The sequence below is a fragment of the Streptomyces sp. NPDC048504 genome (assembly GCF_043200035.1).
Lineage (GTDB): Bacteria > Actinomycetota > Actinomycetes > Streptomycetales > Streptomycetaceae > Streptomyces.
This window is the reverse complement of the sequence record NZ_JBICXA010000037.1, coordinates 1-21,007: the sequence shown is the minus strand read 5'-3', so window position 1 is coordinate 21,007 and position 21,007 is coordinate 1. Positions and strand designations below refer to the sequence as shown.

The window sequence follows — 21,007 nt, the reverse complement described above, 5'->3', positions numbered from 1 at the left end:
CGGTTCGGGGGGGCGGGGCGGGGGGGCGCCGGGGGGCCCGTGGGCGGCCCCACCCCGCGGGGCGGCTGGGGGGAGGGCAACACGAACGCCGAGCCGGGTCACCGCATGCGGTGACCCGGCTCGGCGTTCGAGGGGACGGAGTCGGTCAGGACCCGAGTTGCGCACTGCCCGCGATCACCGCGGACGGCGACGGCTGGTGGCCGACGCTCCTGCGGTCGGTCGCCTGGTGGGAGAACTGCGTGTGGTAGAGATCGGCGTAGAGTCCCGCTGCCGCCAGCAGTTCCTCGTGGGTTCCGCTCTCGCAGATCCGGCCGTCCTCGACGACCAGGATCTGGTCGGCCTCGCGGATGGTGGACAGTCGATGGGCGATCACCAGCGAGGTGCGGCCGGCGAGGGCGGTCCTGAGCGCCTGCTGGATCGCCGCCTCCGACTCCGAGTCCAGATGGGCGGTCGCCTCGTCGAGCACGACGATCGGCGGGGCCTTGAGCAGCAACCGGGCCAGGGCTATCCGTTGCTTCTCGCCGCCGGAGAGACGGTAGCCGCGGTCACCCACGACGGTGTCGAGGCCCTCGGGAAGAGCGGTGATGGTGTCCCACATCAACGCCGCCCTGCACGCCTCGATCAGCTCCTGCTCGTCGGCGCCGGGACGGGCGTACGACAGGTTGGCGCGGAGGGTGTCGTGGAAGAGGTGGGACTCCTGGGTGACGACACCGACGTTCTCGCGCAGTGAGTCGAGGGTCAGCTCACGGATGTCGTGGCCGCCGATGCGTACGGTGCCGAGGTGCGGATCGTACATACGGGGCACCAGCTGGGTGATGGTGGTCTTGCCGGCGCCCGACGGGCCGACCAACGCGGTGAGTTTGCCTGCCGGAGCGCGGAAGCTCAGTTCGTGGAGGACTTCCTGCGCGGTCGCGTCCGACCGCTCGTGCTTGCGGCTCGCGGTCGCCTCCAGTGACTCCATCGACACCTCGTCGGCGCTGGGGTACCGGAAGGAAACCCCCTCGAACTCGATGTCCGGGGCGTCCGCGGCCGATCCCTCCCGGCTCTCGGCACCGGCTTCGGGCAGCAACGCCTTGGCGCCGGGGCGCTCGGTGATCAGCGGCTTGAGATCGAGAACCTCGAAGACCCGGTCGAAGCTGACCAGGGCGACCGTGGCGGTCGCCTGCATGGTCGACAGTTCGTTGACGGGGCCGTACAGCCGCATCAGCAGGGCCACCATGGCCACCAGTGTGCCGAACTCGATGGTCCCGTCGATGGTGAGGGCGCCGCCCAGGCCGTAGACCAGGGCCGTGGTGAAGGTCGTGAGAACGGTGACGATGATGGGCAGCAGCCGACCCCAGACGACCAGCCTGATGGCGAGGTCGCGGACTTCGGCGGCCTTGCCGGCGAACAGCGCGTCCTCGTCCTGCGGACGCCCGTAGAGCTTGGCCAGCATGGCGCCCGAGACGTTGAAACGCTCGGTCATGATCGAGCTCATCTCCGCGTCCTGCTCCATGAGCGATCTGGTGATGCGCTGCATGCGACGCGTCAGCAGACGCGCGGGGATCAGGAACAACGGAATCATCACCAGAGCCGCCACGGTGATCTGCCAGGAGAGGTAGAACATCGCGCCGAGGACCAGGACCAGGGTCAGAATCGTGGAGACGGCCTGGGTGAGCAGGGTGGTCACGGCCTGCCGGGCACCGGCGACATCCGTGTTGAGCCGGCTGATCAGCTTGCCGGTCTGTGTGCGGGTGAAGAACGCCAGCGGCTGCTGCTGCACGTGCGAGAACACCTGGGTGCGCAGTTGGTAGACGACTCCTTCGCCCACCCGGCCCGAGCACCAGCTCTGCATGTAGGCGACCCCGGCGTCCACCAGGGCCAGTCCGGCCAGCGCCAGGCTGAGCCACACGACGACGTCGAGGTGCCCGGGCAGGATGCCCTGATCGATGATGTACTTCAGGATCAGTGGACTGGCGGCCGCGATGCAGGCGTCCAGGGCGGTCACCGTCAGCAGCAGCGCCACCTGCCGGCGGTAGGGCCGGGCGTACGGGAGGATGCGCCGCACCGTTCCCGGTCTGACCTGCTGGCGCTGGAGCGACTCGTCGCCCGGCCGCAGCCGTATCGGGCCCATGGACGGGCGGTTTAGCACGGTCACGGAAACTGCCTCGCTCTCTGTTCTTCTCGCATCGCCGCATTGGGTGGAGAGAAGACATCGGGTCAACATCCGGCGACCAGGACCGGAATTCTGCGGTGTGCTGAAATCGCCGTCGCAGCATTCCATGAAGAGAAAACCGTGGCATCCACGATGCAGTGCACGGTCACCCCGATCAATGCCGGACGGACCGTTCATCCGGCTGTTTGCGGGGTGCCCGGCTCATGGCACGGGAAGGGGGCCGAGCCCGGAGAGGAGATCGCGGCGCTTCGGGGTGTCAGCGCGGAATGGCGTCACGCGCGAGGACCCCGGGAAGGCCGGAAGGCCGTGAAAGACGAGGGTGGGATGCGGGGGAGCCGGAGCTCCCCCGACACCGTCGATCAGCCCTCGGTCCAGCCGTGGTTCTTGGCGGACTGGAGCAATCCCGCCCGGATCTGAACAATCTGATCTCCCGTCAGCGACGGGGCCGTCGACAGGAGCACCTCGGTCACCTCGTGCAGGTACTCGTTCGCGGCGAGCACGTCGCACAGGGAGTCGTCGCCGTCGGCATGCCTGGCGGGCTCCGACACCAGGGCCGCGGCGACGCCGACGGGCGTCTGGAAGGCCGCGGACTTGGCCTCGGCCCCTTCCGCGAGCCGGACGGCCGAGGCCTTGAGCCCGCGGTCACCCTCCTCCACCTCGAACTGGACCGCGAGGCCCGAGCGAATATAGTGCTCGGGGATCAGGAGATCGTTCACGTGCAGGAAGACGTCGTCCCCTCCGTGATCGGGAGCGATGAATCCAAAACCCCGCACACTGTCGAACCGCACCACATGACCGGTAACCATGCCCACCAACCCCTTGCCCACCGGGCCCCTTGCCCGGATCAGCGTCATGCTGAAGAAGATAGGACAGGGGCACCCGTGGAGGCGAGCGGCCGGCGGTGGAACAGGACGTTCAACCGCCGCCGTGCCGCACTTGAACGCCGTCTCGTGACGGCCGCGGATTGGTCTTCGCCGGTTGCCCGAACTGCATGCTGGAGGTAGGTTCGAATGCAGTTTCGGGCGTTCTGGAGGAGTGGCGGTGAGTTGATGAAACCGCTACCGGTGTACTGGTCGCGAGTTCGACAGCATTGATTCCGCATTTCCCTCACTGCCCGGCGGTCGCAGATTTTCTGCCGAAAGTCGTCGTCAAGAACAGACGTTTCTTCAGTGGGGGAGCGGGAAATGAAGCGTAGCGCTGTCGACTCGAGGTATCCAGAATCCTCCGGAGAAAGAGACGGCTTGGCCTGGTCCGCCGCGCCTCCCGCGTCGGCCGTGCGCGGGGTCACGTCCGTTCCGGTCGCCTCGCTCCTTCCCGCGGACTCCCCGCGTCTCGAGGGCCAGGCCGCGGAGCACGTGGCCCGGTTGGCGGCGGTGGAGACCCCGCTCCCTCCCATCCTGGTGGACCGGCGCAGCCTGCGCGTGATCGACGGAATGCACCGGCTGGCGGCCGCCTTCCGCAAGGGCGAGGCGACCGTCCTCGTCGAGTTCTTCGACGGCACCGCCGAGGAGGCCTTCCTGCGGGCTGTCGAGGCGAACGTGACCCACGGCCTCCCGCTGTCGAGGGAGGACCGCCGAGCCGCGACCGAGCGCATCATCGCCTCGCATCCCGCGATGTCGGACCGGGCGATCGCCCGGGTCGCGGGCCTGGGAGCCAAGACGGTAGCCGCCATACGGCGCAACTCCGCAGGCGGGAACACCCAGTTGAGCGCGCGCATCGGCAGGGACGGCAAGGTGCGCCCCCTCAACGGCGCCGAGGGCCGCGAGCGGGCCGCTCGACTGATCGCCGAGCGTCCGCAGGCGTCGTTGCGCGAGATCGCGAGGCTCGCCGGTGTCTCGCCCGCGACGGTGAGCGACGTCCGCAGACGGCTCCTGGCCGGCGAGCCGCCCGTCCCGGAGCAGACGCCCCAGCCGGCCCCGCCCGGCGGCGGGCGCCCGCAAGCCGACGCCGTGGATCCGATCCTGCCGGTGGTGTCCGCCGCGCCGGAGGGGCCGCGGCCGCCTGCGCGTGGCAGCCGGCTGCCGGTCCCCGACCACGCCGCCCTCTTCGACAGGTTGCTCAGCGATCCGTCGCTGCGGCACAGGGAGGGGGACCTGCGCCTGTTCCGGGTACTCCAGCGCAACGCGATCGAGGAGCGGGGCTGGTCCAAGCTGGCCGCCGCGGTGCCCTCGCACTGCGGGGACCTCGTCGTCGACCTCGCCCGCCAGTACGCCGAGACCTGGCTGGAGGTGGCGCAGGAACTCGACGAAGGCGCCGGGTGAGGGCCGCGCGGGGAACCGGCGCGGGAGACCTTGACGCGAACTGACGAGCCCTGGTGCGTCCCGTATGCCCTCTGGGCCTCTGTGGGGCGGCGAACATCTCCTTGGCTCTCCTTGGCTCTCCTGCGCGGCGAACAACCCCCACTCCTCGTGTGCCGCGGACGCCCGCCCCGGCTCCTCGTGCGTCTCGTTCAGGCGCGCCCCAGGACGACGACGGCGTTGTGCCCGCCGAAGCCGAACGAGTTGCTCACCGCTACGGGGACCGGGGCGGACCGCGGAGCGCCGTGCACGATGTCGATGTCGGCGATGTCGGCCCCCGGCTCATCGAGGTTGGCGGTGGGCGGGACGACGCCCTGTTCGACGGACAAGGCCGTGAACACCGCCTCGGCGGCGCCGGCGGCTCCCAGCATGTGCCCCGTCACTCCCTTCGTGGAGGTGACCGCCGTGTGCGAGCCGAAGAAGCTGTGGATGAGGCGTGCCTCGACGGCGTCGCCCAGCGGCGTGCCCGTGGCATGCGCGTTGACCAGCGCCACGTCCGACGCGGCCACCCCGGCGTCCGCCAGTGCGCTTCGCATGGCGAGCCGCGCGCCTTTCCCGTCCGGGTCGGGCGAGGTGAGGTGGTGGGCGTCCGTGGACTCGCCGTACCCCAGGAGCGTCGCGTACGGGCGTCGGCCACGGGCCCGCGCGTCCGCCGCACGCTCCAGCACGAGCACCGCGGCCCCTTCCGCCAAGACGAAGCCGTCACGGTGCCGGTCGAACGGCCGGGACGCCGACGACGGTTCGTCGCGGCGCCGGGACAGGGCCTTGAGCCGGTCGAAGGCGGCGGACAGGAGCGGGGTGATCGCGGCGTCGGTGCCACCGGCCAGCACGACGTCGCAGCGGCCGGCGCGCAAGAGGTCGAGGGCGAAACCCAGCGCCGTGGTGCCGGATGCGCACGCGGTGGCCACGGCGAGCGTGGGTCCGTTCAGGCCGAGGTCCAGGGCCACCGCGGCCGCGGCCATGTTCCCGATGGCCTTGGGGACGGTCAGCGGATTGACCGCACGCGGCCCCGTGTTCCGCAGCCGCGCCGACTGCTCCAGCCAGGTTTCCAGGCCACCGACGGCGGTACCGATCAGCACTCCCACCCTGGCCGGGTCCCAGTGCCCTCCGTCCGCCGCCGCGTCCGCCACGGCTTCGCGGGCCGCCGCGACGGCGTACTGCGTGAAGGGATCCATCCGGCGCGCGTCGGTCCCCAGTACCGTGTGCGCGTCGAACGCCGACACCGCACAGCTGAAGTCCACGGCCATGCCCTCGAGCCGGGCGTCGGGAGCCGCCGTGGGCAGCCCGGCACAGGCTGCCTTCCACGCCGTCGCCGTGTCCGTGCCGGCGGGCGACACCATCCCGACGCCCGTGATCACCACATCCGGGTGCCGCTGTCTTCGTCCGTTCATGCCGGCACGACCGCCCCGCGAACGTGCAGCAGCCCGGCCAGCTCGGTGACGGTGGTGGAGCCGGTCAGCTCCGCCTCGTCGACCGTCACGCCGAGTTCCTCCTCCAGATGCGCGCCGAGCTCCGCCAGGGACAGCGAGTCCACTTCCAGTTCCGCGAACGACTTGTCGGGGTCGATGACTCCGGGGACCTTGTAGACGGTGCCGAGGAGGGTGGTGAGGTAGTCGATGAACACAGGTGGCTCCTTCTGTCAGACCTCTGAGGTGACGGCGGTCAGCTGTGGCCAGATCAGTCCCGTGGACGCCCAGCTGAGGCCGCCGCCGAAGGCGGTCAGCACGGTGCGGGCCCCGGGTTCCAGCCGGCGGTCGGCCACTGCGCCGGCCAGGGCCAGCGGGATGGAAGCGGCCGCGGTGTTGCCGGTGTGTGTGAGTGCGCAGAGCACGCGTTCCGGCGGGAGTCCGAGCCGGCCGGCCAAAGCCTCGATGATGCGTGCGTTCGCCTGGTGCGGTACGAGCATGCCGAGAGTTCCGGGGCTCCAGCCGCAGTCCTTCATGACCCGTCGGGCCGACTCCGCCATGCGGTCGATGGCCTGCAGGTACACCTTCCGTCCGGACATGCTGAACCAGCGTTGCCCGGTGCTCTGTTCGCGGGCGCCGGGGATCCGGATCAGATCCGCGCCCGTGCCGTCGCTGCCCAGGTCGTGGGCGAGGAGCGCCCCGGGGTCGCCGGTCGCGCCGGAGCGCAGCACGACCGCCCCTGCCCCGTCCCCGAAGAGGACGGCCGTGGACCGGTCCGCCGGGTCGACGATGCGTGAGTACGTCTCCGCCGCCACGACCAGGAGGCTGTCCACGGTGCCGGCCGTAATCAGGGCGCCTGCCGTCGTCAGCGCGTACAGGAACCCACTGCAGGCGGCTGAGACGTCGAAGGCGAGGACGTGTCCCAGTCCTGTGCGGGACGCGATCTCGGGGGCCGCGGAGGGGCAGGGGCGCTCCGGTGTCGTCGTGGCGAAGACGAGGCCGTCGACGGTGTCGGTCCCTGCCGACCGCAGGGCGTTTCCGGCGGCCTCGCAGGCCAGGTCGAGCACCGACAGTTCCGGGTCGATGCGCCGGCGGGACTGGATTCCGGTACGGGTGCGAATCCATTCGTCACTGGTGTCCAGGCCTTCCGCCAATGAAGTGTTGTGGACCGCTCTCGACGGAAGGCAGGCTCCCAGTCCGGAGATCACGGCCGCTGCCCGGGGTTGGGAATCCCTCCGGGTACCGATGCCGAGGCGTGACACGCTCATTCAGCCGCCTCCCAAAGTGCGTGCGCGATCGGCACGGCGGTCACGTGGCATGAGGTGATGTGAATCGTCCGGCGACGGTATCCATTTCCGGATCCGTGCACAACTGTGGCCGGAAAAGGTCTTCACGTATCGCCGGAACGGAAATTCCGCATCACCTTCCAAGGCCGGCTGCTGCTGTGAACTCGCAGCTGAGAAGGGGTGAGTTGTTCAACTGGTGCGGCGGCGCAGTTGAACGATGGGTGTGGTGCTGCCGCTGATTGATTAGCCTCCAACCGTTGCTGATCGGGGGATGGCCCTGACCGGCCGGCTGATTTGACTACCTCGGAAGGGACGGCGTGGTGACGAATCCATTCGACGACCCCGATGCCAACTACTATGTCTTGGTCAACGAAGAGGGGCAGCACTCCCTCTGGCCGGTCTTCGTGGATACGCCGGGTGGCTGGAAGACCGTGTTCGGTGAGGCGGGCCGCGCGGAATGCCTCGACTACATCGAGAGGACCTGGACCGATATGCGTCCCAAGAGTCTGATCGAGGCCATGGAGAAGAAGTAGGCATTCGAAAAGCCCGTGCCCCCGGTCCGACGTCCACGTCGGGCCGGGGGCACGGGCGTGTGTGCGCCGCCGTGCCGCCGACTCGTTCTGCCCCCCGGGCCGGCCCTCAGTCCGCCGGGCGAGGCGTGGGTACGGTCGCGCCGGCCTGCCGCAGGAGGTCGGGCAGGGCGTCCGCCATCCGCTCCATCGTCTGGTCCAGGACGAAGTGCCCCGCGTCGATGTGATGGAGGGAGAACGCGGTGCTCGTCTCCTCGCGCCAGGCCGCCAGGTCCTCGAAGCTCACGAAGGGATCGTGCCGGCCGCCCACCGCCGTGATCGGCACGTCCAGGGGTGCCGCCTGCCCGGGCGTTCCCTCCTCGGCGATACGGAAGTCGGCGCGCAGCGTCGGCTCGAATACGTCCATGATCTCGGGGTCGTCGAGCACGGAGGCGTCGATCCCGCCGTAGAGCGCGACGCGTTCGAAGAACGCCTCCCGCGGCAGCAGGTGGATCGACTCCGAGGAATGCCGGACGGGCCCCGCGATGGAGGACACGAACAGGGCGGCAGGAAGCCGCCCTTGTGCCTCGCGGATGCGGCGGGCCACTTCCAGCGCGACGACGCTGCCGGAGCAGTGCCCGAGGAACACGAAAGGCCGGTCGGTCAGCGGCGCGACCACGGGTGCGAGCGCGTCCACCAGTCGGTGGAGGTCGTCGAAGGGCCGCTCATCGATCCGGTTCTCCCGCCCCGGGTAGCGCACGGCGCACAGTTCGGCCCCGGGTGGCAGGCGCCTGGCCCACGGGGTGAACGCGGCCGCCCCCGCGCCCGCGTGCGGGAAGCAGAAGACTTTGATGCCCGGATCCTCGGTCCGCCGGGGACGGACGACCCACCGCTTGGCGGACAGCAGGGCCCGCGGGTCCGGTGCCGGCGGGCGTGCCGGTACCGGTGGCGGTGCGGGTACCGGTGGCGGTGCGGGGGCGGCGGGTGCGGGTGCGGGAGAAACTTCCGTCATCTCACGCCACCCGCCATGCGAAAACGGTGTGGAGATCGGTGGTGCGGTACTCCGCCGCCTGCCGGACGAACGTGGTCATGCCCTGGCTCTCCAGGAGCGAGACCACCGCGTTGAGCGCCCCGCCCCGATCGGCGACCTCGACGGCGGCATTGGCGATCGTCGGCCACAGACGGTCGCCGATGCCCCGCAGGACCCGCAGTTCGAAGCCCTCCACGTCGACCTTGAGGAAGTCGATCCGGTCGATGCCGGCCCGCTCGGCGAACGTCTCCACGCGCCGCACGTCACAGCGCACCAGCCGCCGTTCGTCGAGGCTGTCTTCCACCAGGTCTTTCGCCTGATGGATGAACTCCTCCCGGAGCTCCTCGTCGATGGAGTCGGCGGCGCTGGTGATGAACGCCGAGGCGAGCACCCTGTCGACCGCCGGGTCGGCGTCGAAGCCCGACATCATGGTGTAGTTGGGGTAGTAGGTCAGCTCGCGCGTCTGGTCCTCGTCGCCCAGCGCCAGGTTGTGGACGCGCACACCGGGAAGGTGGCCCGTGTTCCGCCGGAGCGCGTCGAAGACGTCGGGCGCCGGCTCGAAGGAGAACACCTGTGCGTCGGGCCACTGCTGCGTCGCGAAGAGCGTGAACAGCCCTATGTTGGCGCCGACATCGAGAACCACCGGCTTCTCGGACATGCGCCAGCCCTGCGGTGGGACGTAGGACTCGTCATCGAAGATCTCGCCGTACAGGTAGTCCGTCTCGTTGCCGTTGAGACTGAAGACGTGCATCCCGTTCGGGAGCTTTCTCCTGACCGGAGCCGTGGGAGTTCCTCCACCTGCTGTCATCGCACCGAGACTAGGGTCCCGCCGCCTCCGGCACCGGCAGTACGGGAGGCGATCCCTGAGGCAGTTTCCCCGAGCGCCGTGCCGCCTTCCGGGGAGAGGGCGGTATGCGCGCTGCCTACGAGTCGCCGCCCGAACTGCCGTTCAGCGTGCGTGGGGCCTCGTACCGTACTCGGGTGATTCGGCGACGCGGAGGAGCGCACCCATGGTGAGGGCACAGCAGCACGCCGTCCGGCTCCGCCTGACGGATCCGGCGCGGGCGGAACTCGTCATGCAGCGTTTCGCGGGCGTCGGCGACGTGCCGTACCTCCGCGTCGTGGACGTGCCACCGGTGACGGGAGGACGCGGCGCCCCGGACGTGTGGTGCGGGGAAGCGGCGAGAGCGGGGGACGGCGTGCAGGCGCTCCTGCTCCGACGCCCGGACGGCCCGGCCGACCTGGTCGTCGTGGCCCCCCGCGCCCTGCTGGACACGGCCGGACTGCGGCGTCTGGTCTCCGAGCTGGCCGACGGGAACCAGGAGGCGGTGACCGCGGAGTTCAAGCGCATCGCCGACGCTTCCGTGGGCACGCCGGCCACCGAGAACGGCGCCCCTCCCGGCTGGGGGTTCGGTGAGGGCGACGGCGACCGGTCCGCCACGGCCTGGGCGGTCCTGCCGCCCGACGCGCCGGCCGACGACAGAAGGCTGCGCACCGCGCTGGCCGTGACGCTGCGACGCTACGCCGACGACGACACCGATGAGATCGTCCTCGGATCCGACGAGGGCGCCGTGGCCGTGCGGGTGAACGGCACCCTCGACGAGGTGTACCGGCAGCCGCATCTGTTCGTGGCCGCCCCGGTGGTGGCCGGCACGCTGCCGGGCGGCGCCGGGGAACCGCTGCGCGAGGGCGAGGCCTACCTCCCCTCACTGGCGCCGGTGTTCCCCCTGACGTTCTCCCTCGTCCGCCGGGCGGACCGCAGGCTGTGGCTGCGCTGCGACCACCTGCTGAGCCATGCCGGTTCCACGACCGGTGAGCAACTGGCCCGGCACGTCGCCCACGTGTACGGGCAGTCGTCGACGGCACCGCGGACTCCCGCCGCCGACGCCGAGCTCTTCGACGACGGGGAACGCGACCGCATCGTGCGCCTGGGCAGGTCGCTGCCCGCGTCGCCCGCCTCGGCGGAAACCGTGCACGAGGCGTTCGCCCGGGTGGTCGCCTCCGCTCCCGGCGCCGTCGCGGTGTCCGACGACGACGTGCGGCTCACCTACGCCCAACTCGACGACTTGGCGGACATGTTCGCGGCCGGTCTCCGAGCGCGGGGGATTCGCCCCGGCGACCGCGTAGGAGTCTGCCTGGACCGGTCGGCGGAACTGGTCGCCGTGCTGCTCGGCGTGCTCAAGGCCGGCGCCGCCTACGTCCCGGCCGACCCCGCGTACCCGGCCGAACGGGTCTCCCACATGATGGCGACCTCGGCGGCACACCTGCTGGTCACCCGGCGCCTCGATCTCGCGCAGGACGGCCACCGTCCGGCCACCCCCGACCAGTTGCTCGAGGACGACCACACGCCGGACGCGCCCGGCGGGCAGCGCGGCGCGGGGGACGCCGACACCGCCTACGTGATCTTCACGTCCGGTTCCACCGGGCGGCCCAAGGGCGTCGCCGTACCCCACGACAACGTGCTGAGTCTCGTGCGGGCGACCCGCGCCGACTTCGGGCTGGGAGCGGCGGACGTGTGGACGTTCTTCCACTCGAGCGCCTTCGACTTCTCGGTGTGGGAGATCTGGGCCTGCCTGCTGACCGGCGGCCGCCTCGTGGTCGTGCCCCACCTCACCTCACGCGAACCCGACTGGTTCCGCGACCTCATGGTCGCCCACGGGGTCACGGTGCTCAGCCAGACGCCCTCGGCCCTCGCCAACCTCCTGTCCGTCGACCACACGGGCCTCGTGGTGCGGCTGCTGATCCTGGGCGGTGAACCGCTCGACGCCAGGATGCTGCTGCCCTGGTTCGACGCGTACCCCGACGACCGGTGCCGGGTGGTGAACATGTTCGGCATCACCGAGACCACCGTGCACGTCACCGCACAGACCGTGACACGTGAGCTGGCGCTCGGCGCGACGCGTTCGGTGGGCGCACCGCTGCCCGGATGGCACCTCTACGTGCTGGATCCCGAGGGACGGCTGCTGCCGCCCGGGGTCGCGGGCGAGATCTGCGTCGGCGGTGCCGGCGTCGCCCACGGCTACGTCGGCCAACCGGACCTGACCGCCGAACGGTTCCTGCCCGACCCGTACCACGGTGGCCGCATGTACCGCAGCGGCGACCGGGGACGGCTGCGGCCGGACGGGGCACTGGAACACCTGGGACGCCTGGACGACCAGGTGAAGATACGGGGGTTCCGGATCGAACTGGACGAGATCCGCACGGTGTTGCTGGAGGACGGAGCCGTCCGGGCCGCAGCGGTTGTCGTGGGCTCCACCGACGGGGGCGGTTCATCCGGCCTGCGCCTCGACGCCTACGTGGTGCTGGACGGCGGGGACGTGCGGTCTGTCCGCGAACACGCCGCCGCCCTCCTGCCCGACTACATGGTCCCGGCCACGATGACGCAGGTGGATGCCCTGCCGCTGACCACGAGCGGCAAGGTGGATGTGGCCCGGCTGCCCGCCCCCGGGATCACCAAGGGCGCCGCCGAGGACGCCACGCCGACGGCGGACGACGAACTGGCGGCCTGGCTGCAGGAGTTGTGGTCACGACTCCTGGGCTTCCCGGTCGGTCTCGACGACGACTTCTTCGAGGCCGGAGGCAACTCCACGGTCGCGGTGAAGAGCTCCGCGGCGATGCGGGCCGAAGGGCTGCCCACCCTCCGCCTGCGCGAGTTCTACCGCCACCCCACCATCCGCCAGGTGGTGGCGGCCCTCAAGGCGGCGGACCGCTGACAGACCCGGAACGGCCGCGCACGGTCCCGGCGATCCCGCCGACGGCGGGCTCCGCTCACGAGGTCAGCGGCTGGACGTCACGGAGCCCGGCCCACGCGACGGGCACACCGCAGGCCGCGGAGGAGGCACCGAACTCGGAGTGCACGAGGTGGCGCACCAGGTTGAGCACCACGAACCGCTGCCCGTTCCCGTGCGCGGATGCCACGCGGCGTACCAGACCGCGTGCGCGCAACGCGTGCACGGCGCTCTCCGTGTCCGTGACGGAACCGGCGAGCAGCGTGACGGCGTCGCTCACCGTCCAGGGCCGCGCGTCGACCAGCCTGCGCAGGGCGTCGAGCTGCGACGGCGGGAGCGACGTGAGGGCGTCACGCATCCAGACGACGAGCGGGGCATCGGTCCGGGACGGAGGCATCACCAGCCGTGCCGGGGACGCCTGTGCCATGCGCAGAAGTTCCGTGGGCTCGTAGATGAGCAGCCAGGAGGCAGCCGACTCGAGCGCCGACGGGATTCCGTCGAGGAGCCAGCACACGCCGGCGATCGCGGCCACCGTCTCCGGGGACGACACCTCCGCCGGGTAGAGCAGGGCGCAGCGCGACAGCATGTACCGCGTCACGGGGGAGTCCAGGGCGGCCGCATCGCAGGCGCGGGGGTCCCATTCCGGGACGTCGAGGGGGAAGAGCGTGAAGGTGATCTCCCCGATGCGTACCGGGGCGGCGTCGCAGGACTCCATCAGCACCCGTAGCGTGCGGCAGAGCCGCAGCAGCCCCCGCAGGTCCTGGTGATCCCGCTCGTCGAGGTCACGGTCGTCGACGACGAGAAGGACCTCGTCCGCGGCGAGACGGCCGGCCACCTCGTCCACCGTGGCGGCACAGCCGACCACGTCCGCGACGCGGCTCAGCAGCCGGCGCGCGGAACCGTGCGGGCCGGTGCCGGGCAGTGCCTCAGGACGCTCCAGGAAGAGCACCGGAACGAGCCGGCTCCGGTGCAGTTCGCTCGCGACGTTCTGGACGAGCGTCGTTTTGCCCACCCCGGGCGCGCCCACCACCCGGACCAGCCGGTGACCGGTGGACCGCAGCAGTGCGATGAGCGAGGACGTCTCCTCCTCCCGGGCAAGGGGCGGGGACAGGGGGGCCGGTGGTGCCGGCAGGTCGTCGTGGAGCGACCGCACCACCGTCGGCCCGGCGACGGCTTCCAGTTCCGCCCGCCGTGCCCCGTTCAACCGCAGGGCATCGGCCAGTAATCGGACGGTCTGCAATCGCGGGCTGCCGGTACGGTCGAGTTCGAGGTCCCGAATGGCCCGGATGCTCACCGTCGAGATCTCGGCGAGCTGCCCTTGTGTCATACCCGCGCGCTTTCGCGCGCTGCGCAGCACGGAACCGAACTGCGTCTTCGATATGCGGTCGACGCTCAATGCCCCCCGCTCTCTGTCCTATTGGGCACGGCTCATCCGCCCTACCGTACGCAGGCCCGACTTCCGGTGTCAGCGGGAGCACGCCCGCATCGGACCGGCAGCCGTTCAAGTGAGGCGCTGCCTCAGTTGAACACGCGGGGCGCCGACCTGGACCGTCTTCGCGGGGAACTGCCACCATGGGGCGCGCCGTGGCCAGGCAGCAGGCCACCGGGCGAGTGGCCGCGCCCGTGAATGTCCGTGTCCTGATTCGCTCCGCCGACGGTCGGAAGGGACGAGCACGTCGAACTCCGCGGAATTCCGAGCCCATGGCGGGAATTCCGAGCGCAGTATCCGGGGTGCCGAACAGCATCCCCTCGCAGCTTTGTCATTGAGGACTGGACGGTAATTCAGCATGCCTCGACGGCGGCTGCTCCTCGCTGCTCCAGTCGATGATTCGGATCGGTTGGGGTGTGCAGGGATGGCAGCAACTGTAGGTGAACACCGGGAACTCACGGCCGGTCAGCTCGCTGTCTGGTACGCACAGCAACTCGACCCCGGGAACCCGGTCTACAACGTCGGCGAGTACGTGGAGATACGCGGCCCCCTCGACGTGGACCTGCTCACCCAAGCCCTGCGCCGCACGATGGACGACGCCGAGACGGCGCGGCTGCGCTTCCGGCTGGTGGACGGCGTTCCTCGGCAGCACCTCGGCGACGCGGACGACCACCCCGTCGAGATCCTGGACCTCACCGCGGAGCCCGATCCCCGCGCGGCCGCAGAGGCCTGGATGCTGGGCCGGATGCGCCGGCCGATGGACGTCCTCGGCGGGCCCCTCACCCGCTACGCCGTGATCAAGGTCGGCCCGGACCGCCACTACTGGCTGCACTGCGCTCACCACCTCGTGATGGACGGACACAGCGGCCGGCTGTTCGCCGACCGGCTGGCGCACAACTACACGGCCCTGGTGGAAGGCCGCGATCCGCAGCAGGACCGGATCATCGAGCCGATCGAGGTCCTTCTGGACCAGGACCTCGCCTACCGTTCCTCCCCGGCCCTGGCGGAGGACCGGGCGTACTGGACGGGTGCGCTGTCGGACCTCCCGCACGCGAAACGGTCCGACGGGCACCGGCCCCGGCAGCTCCCCCGGACGCCGGTCCGGTACCGGGGCGAGATCGACGCCGAGGACAGCGCAGACCTCAAGCTGGGTGCGCGGCGGCTGCGGACCTCCCTGGCCGGTCTGACGATCGCCGCCGCGGCCCTCTACCACCACCGCATGACGGACGCGCGGGACATCGTCGTCGGGGTCCCCGTCCTCGGGCGTTCCGGACGCCGCGCGCTCGCGGTCCCCGGCATGACGTCGAACATCCTCCCCATCCGTCTCTCCGTCGCCGAGTCGACCACGGTGGGGAGCCTCCTGCGGCAGATCACGTCACAGGTGCGGGCCGCGACCCGGCACCAGCGCTACCGCTACGAGGACATGCTGCGCGACCTGAAGCTCCTCGGCGGCGTTCCGCTCTGCGACCTGGTCGTCAACGTCATGGCGTTCGACTACCGGCTCGGCTTCGGCGACTGCACGGCGACCACCCGCAACCTCGCCAACGGCCCCATCGACACGCTGAGCTTCGACGTCTACGACCGGCTGGACGGCGCCGGGCTCCAGCTGGACGTCGACGTGCACCGCGGCACACGTGACCTGGAGCCGGAGGAGCAGATCTGCCCCCGCTTCGGCCGGATCCTGCGCGGCCTCGTCGCGGCCGAGCACACCGACCCCCTCGGCCGGATCGACGTCCTTTCGGAGCGGGAGCGGGCGCGCGTACTCGTCGAGTGGAACGACACGGACTCCGAGGCGGTGACGGAGCCGTCGCCGGTGCGGCTGTGGGAGGCGCGGGCCGCCCGTACACCGGACGCGATCGTCGACGGCACCGGCATGTCCTGCGCCGAGCTGGACGGGCGGGCCGACCGGCTGGCGCACCATCTGGCGGAGCAGCAGGTGGGCCCGGAGTCCGTGGTCGGCCTGTGCACGTCGCGCGCCACGGACACGATCGTGGCGACCCTGGCGGTGTGGAAGGCCGGCGGCGCCACGCTGCCGGTCGACCCGACCCTGCCAGCCGAGAGGATCGACCGACTGCTCGCCGAGGCGGGGGCCGATCTCGTCCTCACCGGCCGCGACGACCCCGACCACGGGCTCCCGGCTCTGCCGTGGAGCCGGGTGCGAGCGATCGCCCTGGACGATCCGTCGCTGACAGAACCGCTGGCAGGGCCGCGCACCGGCCCGTTGGACCTGCTTGTCCCGAGCCGGACCCTCGCGCAGGTGGTCCCCACGACGGACGCGACGGGGCAGCCGACGTGCGTGGGAATCACCCACGGCGCACTGGCCAACCATGTCGGGTGGGCGGCGGACGCAGCAGCGGGCCTGCCCCCGCAGACGGCGGCACCGGTCGACCGGACCGTGCTGAGCGCGCTGCTGCCGCAGGCGAGGACCGCGTCCGAAGCACCCGACGGCGTCGACGCCCCGGCTCCGTGGCGTACCGGCGGCACCGGTGCCGAAGCACTGGTGGCCTGCTGTGTCCACGAGACCGGCACCGTCGCGCGCGACGGCTCGGTCCGGCTCGGGCGGCCGATCGCCAACAACCGCGTCTACGTGCTCGACGCCGGGCTCCGCCCCGTCGCGCCCGGCGTGCCGGGTGAGCTGTACCTGGCCGGTGCCGGGGTGGCGCGCGGGCTGCTGGGCCGCGCCGGGGCGACGGCGGAGCGGTTCGTCGCGGACCCGTTCGCGGCGGATGGGTCGCGCATGTACCGGGCGGGCATGCGGGTGCGCTGGACCACCGACGGCGAACTGGAGCTTCCGGGCGGCGCAGCCGAGGCGGAACAGCACGGACAGAAGCCGCCCACACCGCAGCGGCCCACGGACGCGGACATGGGACGAAGCGCTGCCGACGCTCGTGAAGAGGCCCTGTGCGCGCTGTTCGCCGAGGTCCTGGAACTGGAGAGCGTCGACGTCGACGACGACTTCTTCGACCTGGGCGGCCATTCACTGCTCGCGACACAGCTCGTGAGCCGCATCCGCAGCACGCTGAACGTCGAACTGCCGATGCGGGCCGTGTTCGAGACGCCGACCGTCGTGGGACTCGCCGGCAGACTCGCGGGCGCGGACCAGGCCCGCGTGGTGCTCGCCCGACGGGAACGCCCCGAACGAGTGCCGCTGTCGTTCGCGCAGCGCCGGCTGTGGTTCCTGAGCCGGCTGGAGGGCCCCAGCGCCACCTACAACACCCCGATCGTGCTGAAGCTGTCCGGCCGGCTGGACTCCGCGGCCCTGAAGGCCGCCATGCGTGACGTACTGGGCCGCCACGAGGCGCTCCGCACGATCCTGCCGTCCGAGGACGGAGAGCCGTACCAGGCGGTCCTCGGCACGGAGGACCTCGACTGGGAGCTGACGGAGGTCACCGTCCGGGATTCCGGCCGGGCCTACGAGCAGCTCTCGCGGATGACCGACCTGCCCGAACCGGCCGCGTCCGCCGACGGGACGCTCTCGGAGCTGGCGAGCGCCGTCGTGGGCGCCGCCGGTCACGTCTTCCTCCTGTCGGCCGAAGTACCAGTGCGGGCCTGGCTGTTCCGCACCGAGCGCACGGACGAGCACGTCCTGGTGGTGCTGGTGCACCACATCGCCGGTGACGGCTGGTCCATGGGACCGCTCGCCCGGGACATCTCCACGGCCTACACGGCGCGCTGCGAGGGGCAGACACCTACGTGGGACGAGCTGCCGGTGCAGTACGCCGACTACGCCCTGTGGCAAAGGGAGTTGCTGGGCGCGGACGACGACCCGAGGAGCGTGCTGTCGCGCCAGGTGGCGTACTGGCGCGACGCGCTCGCGGGCGCGCCGGAGGAACTGCGCCTGCCGACGGACCGGCCACGCCTGCCGGTGGCGAGTCACCGCGGACGCACGGCCGCCTTCGGCGTGTCCGCCGAAGTGCACGCGAGGCTGCTGGACCTGGCCCGCGCCGAGGGCGTGACACCGTTCATGGTGCTGCACGGCGCTCTGGCGGTGCTGCTGTCCCGCCTGGGGGCCGGCGTCGACATCCCCATCGGGTCGGCGGTGGCCGGGCGCACGGACGAGGCGCTGGACGACCTGGTCGGCTGCTTCGTCAACACCCTCGTGGTGCGCACCGACCTGTCCGGCGACCCGGCGTTCACCGAGGTGCTGCGCCGCGTGCGAGAAGCGGGCCTGGGGGCCTTCGAGCATCAGGACGTGCCGTTCGAGCGGCTGGTGGAGGAGCTGGCGCCGCAGCGCTCCCGCGCCCGCCACCCCCTCTTCCAGGTCGTCCTCACCATGAACGACATCGCCGACGGGCTGATGGAACTCCCGGGGCTGCGCGCGGAGATGATGTCGACCGCCCGGCCCGCGGCCAAGTTCGACCTGGACGTCATGGCGGGTGAGGCGTTCGACGAGACAGGGGCACCGGCAGGCATCCGGGGCTCACTGACCGCAGCGGTGGACCTGTTCGACGAGGGAGCCGCCCAGCGGATCGCGGACCGGTTCGTCCGGGCGCTTGAAGAACTGGTCACGGCCCCCGCGACGCGACTGAGCCAGGTCGGGGTGCTCGCACCCGCCGAACGCGCACAGGTCCTGACCGGGTGGAACGACACGGCGGCCGAGCCGGCGGGCGAGCTGGTGCCCGAACTGTTCGCGGCGCAGGCGGCACGGACGGCCGATGCCACGGCCGTCGTCTCGTCCGGTGGTTCGGTGTCGTTCGCGGAACTGGACGGACGGGCGAACCGGCTGGCGCATTATCTGCGGGCGCAGGGTGTGGGTGCGGAGTCGGTGGTGGGCCTGTGCCTGCCGCGGGGCGTGGAGACCGTCACCGGAATGCTGGCGGTGTGGAAGGCGGGCGCGGCCTACCTGCCCATCGACCCCGGCCAGCCCGCGGAACGCATCGCGTTCGTGCTCGGCGACAGCCGTGCCGTGCTGACGCTGACCACCGAGGAGATCCTGGAGGAACTCCCCGCGGGACGGCACCGCCTGGTCGCGGTGGACGGCATCATGGTCGCGGCCCAGCTCACCGCCGCGCCTCCCACGGCACCCGACGTAGACCTGTGGGCGCAACAGGTGGCCTACGTGATGTACACGTCGGGGTCGACCGGGCGCCCCAAGGGAGTGGCCGTCACCCACGGCGCGCTGGCCAACTACGTGACCTCGGTGCCGGCCCGGGTGGGCTTCGGCACGCCGGGCGGCCGCTACGCGGTACTCCAGGCACAGGCCACGGACCTGGGCAACACCGTGGTGTTCGCGTCCCTGACCACGGGTGGTGAACTCCACGTCCTGGACGCGGAGACGGTCACCGACCCGATCGCCGTCGCGGCGTACCTGACGGAACACCGGATCGACTTCCTGAAGGCGGTCCCCTCACACGTGGCCGCCCTCGGCCCCGACGGCGCACTGCCCGCCCGAGCACTGGTCCTCGGCGGTGAAGCCGCTTCGCCCGCGCTCGTGGGTGAGCTCCTGGCCATGGCCGGCGACCGGGCCGTCTTCAACCACTACGGGCCCACGGAGACGACGATCGGCGTCGCCACCACCCGCCTCACCCCGGACCGGGCTGCCTCCGGAGTGATACCGGTGGGCACCCCGACGGCGAACACCCGGCTGTACGTACTGGACGCCACCCTGGAACCGGTCCCGCAGGGCGTGGTGGGGGAGCTGTACGTCGCGGGCGCGCAGCTGGCGCGCGGCTACACGGGACAGCCGGGGCTGACCGCCGAACGCTTCGTGGCATGCCCCTTCGCGAACGGCGAGCGGATGTACCGCACGGGGGACCGCGCCCGCTGGACTCCGGACGGCCAGGTCGTCTTCGCCGGCCGTGTCGACGAACAGACCAAGATCCGCGGCTTCCGCGTCGAGCCCGGAGAGGTCCGGGCGGTACTGGATGCCCACCCGCAGACCACCCGAGCGGCCGTCGTCGCCCGGGAGGACATCCCCGGAGAGGTGCGCCTGGTGGCGTACGTCGTCACCGATGACGAGGACGCCGACCCCACGACCCTCGCCGCCTCGTTGCGCGCCTACGCCGGTGAACGGCTTCCGGAGCACATGGTGCCGTCGGTGGTGGTGGTCCTGGAGACGCTGCCGCTGACCGGCAACGGCAAGCTCGACCGCTCGGCCCTGCCGGCCCCCGACTACGCCGCGGCGGCCGCTCGATCGCGCCGCGGACCGGCAGATCTCCGGGAGGAGATCCTGTGCGGCGCGTTCGCCGAGGTCCTGGGCCTGGAGAGCGTCGGCGTCGACGACGACTTCTTCGAACTGGGCGGGCATTCGCTGCTGGCCACACGACTCGTCAGCCGGATCCGCACCGTACTCGGCGTGGAGATGGAGATCAGGACGCTCTTCGACGCCCCGACCCCGGCCGGTGTGGCCGCCGGACTGGCCGGAGCGGGCACGGCCCGCGCGGCCTTGGCCGAGCGGCGGAGGCCGGAGCGGCTGCCCCTGTCGTACGGGCAGCGCCGGCTGTGGTTCATCGGCCAGCTGGAAGGCCCCAGCCAGACCTACAACAGCCCGGTCGTCGTACGCCTCACGGGGGACCTGGACCGGCAGGCCCTCGCCCAGGCGCTGACGGACGTCATCGAGCGGCACGAGGTGCTGCGGACGGTGTTCCCCGTGGCCGACGGGGAGCCCTACCAGCGGATCGTCCCCGTCGACGAGCTCGACTGGGACCTCACCGTGGTCGATGTGCGGCAAGGGCGGCAGCCACACCAGGACGGCCGCCTGCTCGACCTCGGCGACCTGTCACTGACCGAGCCGGTGATCGACCTGCCGACGATCGAACCCTCTGCCGACCTGCCGCCCGGTGAGATCGCCCCGGGCGACCTCACGGCAGCGATGGCCCGAGCCGCTGGCTACGCTTTCGACCTGTCCGTCGAGACGCCCGTCCGCGCCTGGTTGTTCGGGGTGGACCGCGACGAGCACGTGCTGGTGCTCGTGGTGCACCACATCGCCGGTGACGGCTGGTCGATGGGTCCGCTCGCGCGGGATGTGTCGGTGGCGTACGCGGCGCGGTGTGAGGGTCGGGCGCCGGGGTGGGGTGTGTTGCCGGTGCAGTACGCGGATTATGCGTTGTGGCAGCGGGAGTTGCTGGGGTCCGAGGAGGACGCGGGCAGTTTGATGTCGCGTCAGGTGGGTTTTTGGCGTGAGGCGTTGGCGGGGGTTCCGGAGGAGTTGGGGCTTCCGTTCGATCG

The 21,007-nt window shown here is 71.3% G+C and carries 12 protein-coding genes; 4 read left to right on the top strand and 8 right to left on the bottom strand.

Annotated features, from left to right (window positions below; all coding sequences use genetic code 11):
• Nucleotides 1-145 precede the first annotated feature (145 nt).
• Nucleotides 146-2,113 (bottom strand): ABC transporter ATP-binding protein, encoded by a 1,968-nt coding sequence (locus ACGFY9_RS48515; protein WP_393765542.1) that lies wholly within the window; start codon nucleotides 2,111-2,113, stop codon nucleotides 146-148.
• A 401-nt stretch (nucleotides 2,114-2,514) separates the two neighbouring features.
• On the bottom strand, nucleotides 2,515-2,961 hold the full coding sequence (locus tag ACGFY9_RS48510) for a cold-shock protein (RefSeq protein WP_393765540.1): 447 nt from the start codon (nucleotides 2,959-2,961) through the stop codon (nucleotides 2,515-2,517).
• Between the two features lie 435 nt (nucleotides 2,962-3,396).
• On the opposite strand from ACGFY9_RS48510, the gene ACGFY9_RS48505 reads away from it, so the two are divergent.
• On the top strand, nucleotides 3,397-4,416 hold the full coding sequence (locus ACGFY9_RS48505) for a transcriptional regulator (RefSeq protein WP_393765536.1): 1,020 nt from the start codon (nucleotides 3,397-3,399) through the stop codon (nucleotides 4,414-4,416).
• Between the two features lie 188 nt (nucleotides 4,417-4,604).
• Here ACGFY9_RS48505 and ACGFY9_RS48500 read toward each other — a convergent pair whose 3' ends face one another.
• Genes ACGFY9_RS48500 through ACGFY9_RS48490 form a run of 3 tightly spaced genes read right to left on the bottom strand, consistent with a single transcriptional unit; the run spans nucleotide 4,605 to nucleotide 7,126 of the window.
• On the bottom strand, nucleotides 4,605-5,843 hold the full coding sequence (locus ACGFY9_RS48500; protein WP_393765534.1) for a beta-ketoacyl-[acyl-carrier-protein] synthase family protein: 1,239 nt from the start codon (nucleotides 5,841-5,843) through the stop codon (nucleotides 4,605-4,607).
• On the bottom strand, nucleotides 5,840-6,076 hold the full coding sequence (locus ACGFY9_RS48495) for an acyl carrier protein (protein WP_393765532.1): 237 nt from the start codon (nucleotides 6,074-6,076) through the stop codon (nucleotides 5,840-5,842). The genes ACGFY9_RS48500 and ACGFY9_RS48495 overlap by 4 nt, the downstream gene beginning before the upstream one ends.
• Nucleotides 6,077-6,091: 15 nt before the next feature.
• Nucleotides 6,092-7,126: a beta-ketoacyl-ACP synthase III gene (locus ACGFY9_RS48490; protein WP_393765530.1), complete on the bottom strand. Its 1,035-nt coding sequence runs from the start codon at nucleotides 7,124-7,126 to the stop codon at nucleotides 6,092-6,094.
• A gap of 338 nt (nucleotides 7,127-7,464) precedes the next feature.
• Here ACGFY9_RS48490 and ACGFY9_RS48485 point away from each other — a divergent pair, with 338 nt between their 5' ends.
• Complete coding sequence (locus ACGFY9_RS48485; protein ID WP_393765528.1) at nucleotides 7,465-7,677, top strand: MbtH family protein; 213 nt, start codon at nucleotides 7,465-7,467, stop codon at nucleotides 7,675-7,677.
• 106 nt (nucleotides 7,678-7,783) lie between these two features.
• Here the strand turns inward: ACGFY9_RS48485 and ACGFY9_RS48480 are convergent, their stop codons facing one another.
• Complete coding sequence (locus ACGFY9_RS48480; protein ID WP_393765526.1) at nucleotides 7,784-8,665, bottom strand: thioesterase II family protein; 882 nt, start codon at nucleotides 8,663-8,665, stop codon at nucleotides 7,784-7,786.
• A 1-nt stretch (nucleotide 8,666) separates the two neighbouring features.
• Nucleotides 8,667-9,434: an FkbM family methyltransferase gene (locus ACGFY9_RS48475; RefSeq protein WP_393765524.1), complete on the bottom strand. Its 768-nt coding sequence runs from the start codon at nucleotides 9,432-9,434 to the stop codon at nucleotides 8,667-8,669.
• A 259-nt stretch (nucleotides 9,435-9,693) separates the two neighbouring features.
• Here ACGFY9_RS48475 and ACGFY9_RS48470 point away from each other — a divergent pair, with 259 nt between their 5' ends.
• Entirely contained in the window at nucleotides 9,694-12,396 is a 2,703-nt protein-coding gene (locus ACGFY9_RS48470) for a non-ribosomal peptide synthetase (protein ID WP_393765522.1), read from the top strand.
• Between the two features lie 55 nt (nucleotides 12,397-12,451).
• On the opposite strand, the gene ACGFY9_RS48465 is transcribed toward ACGFY9_RS48470, so the two are convergent.
• Nucleotides 12,452-13,768 carry a helix-turn-helix domain-containing protein gene (locus ACGFY9_RS48465; RefSeq protein WP_393765538.1) on the bottom strand — a complete coding sequence of 439 codons (1,317 nt, stop codon included), beginning with the start codon at nucleotides 13,766-13,768 and terminating at the stop codon, nucleotides 12,452-12,454.
• A 496-nt stretch (nucleotides 13,769-14,264) separates the two neighbouring features.
• Here ACGFY9_RS48465 and ACGFY9_RS48460 point away from each other — a divergent pair.
• A partial coding sequence (locus ACGFY9_RS48460) for an amino acid adenylation domain-containing protein (protein WP_393765520.1) occupies nucleotides 14,265-21,007 on the top strand: 6,743 nt, incomplete at its 3' end.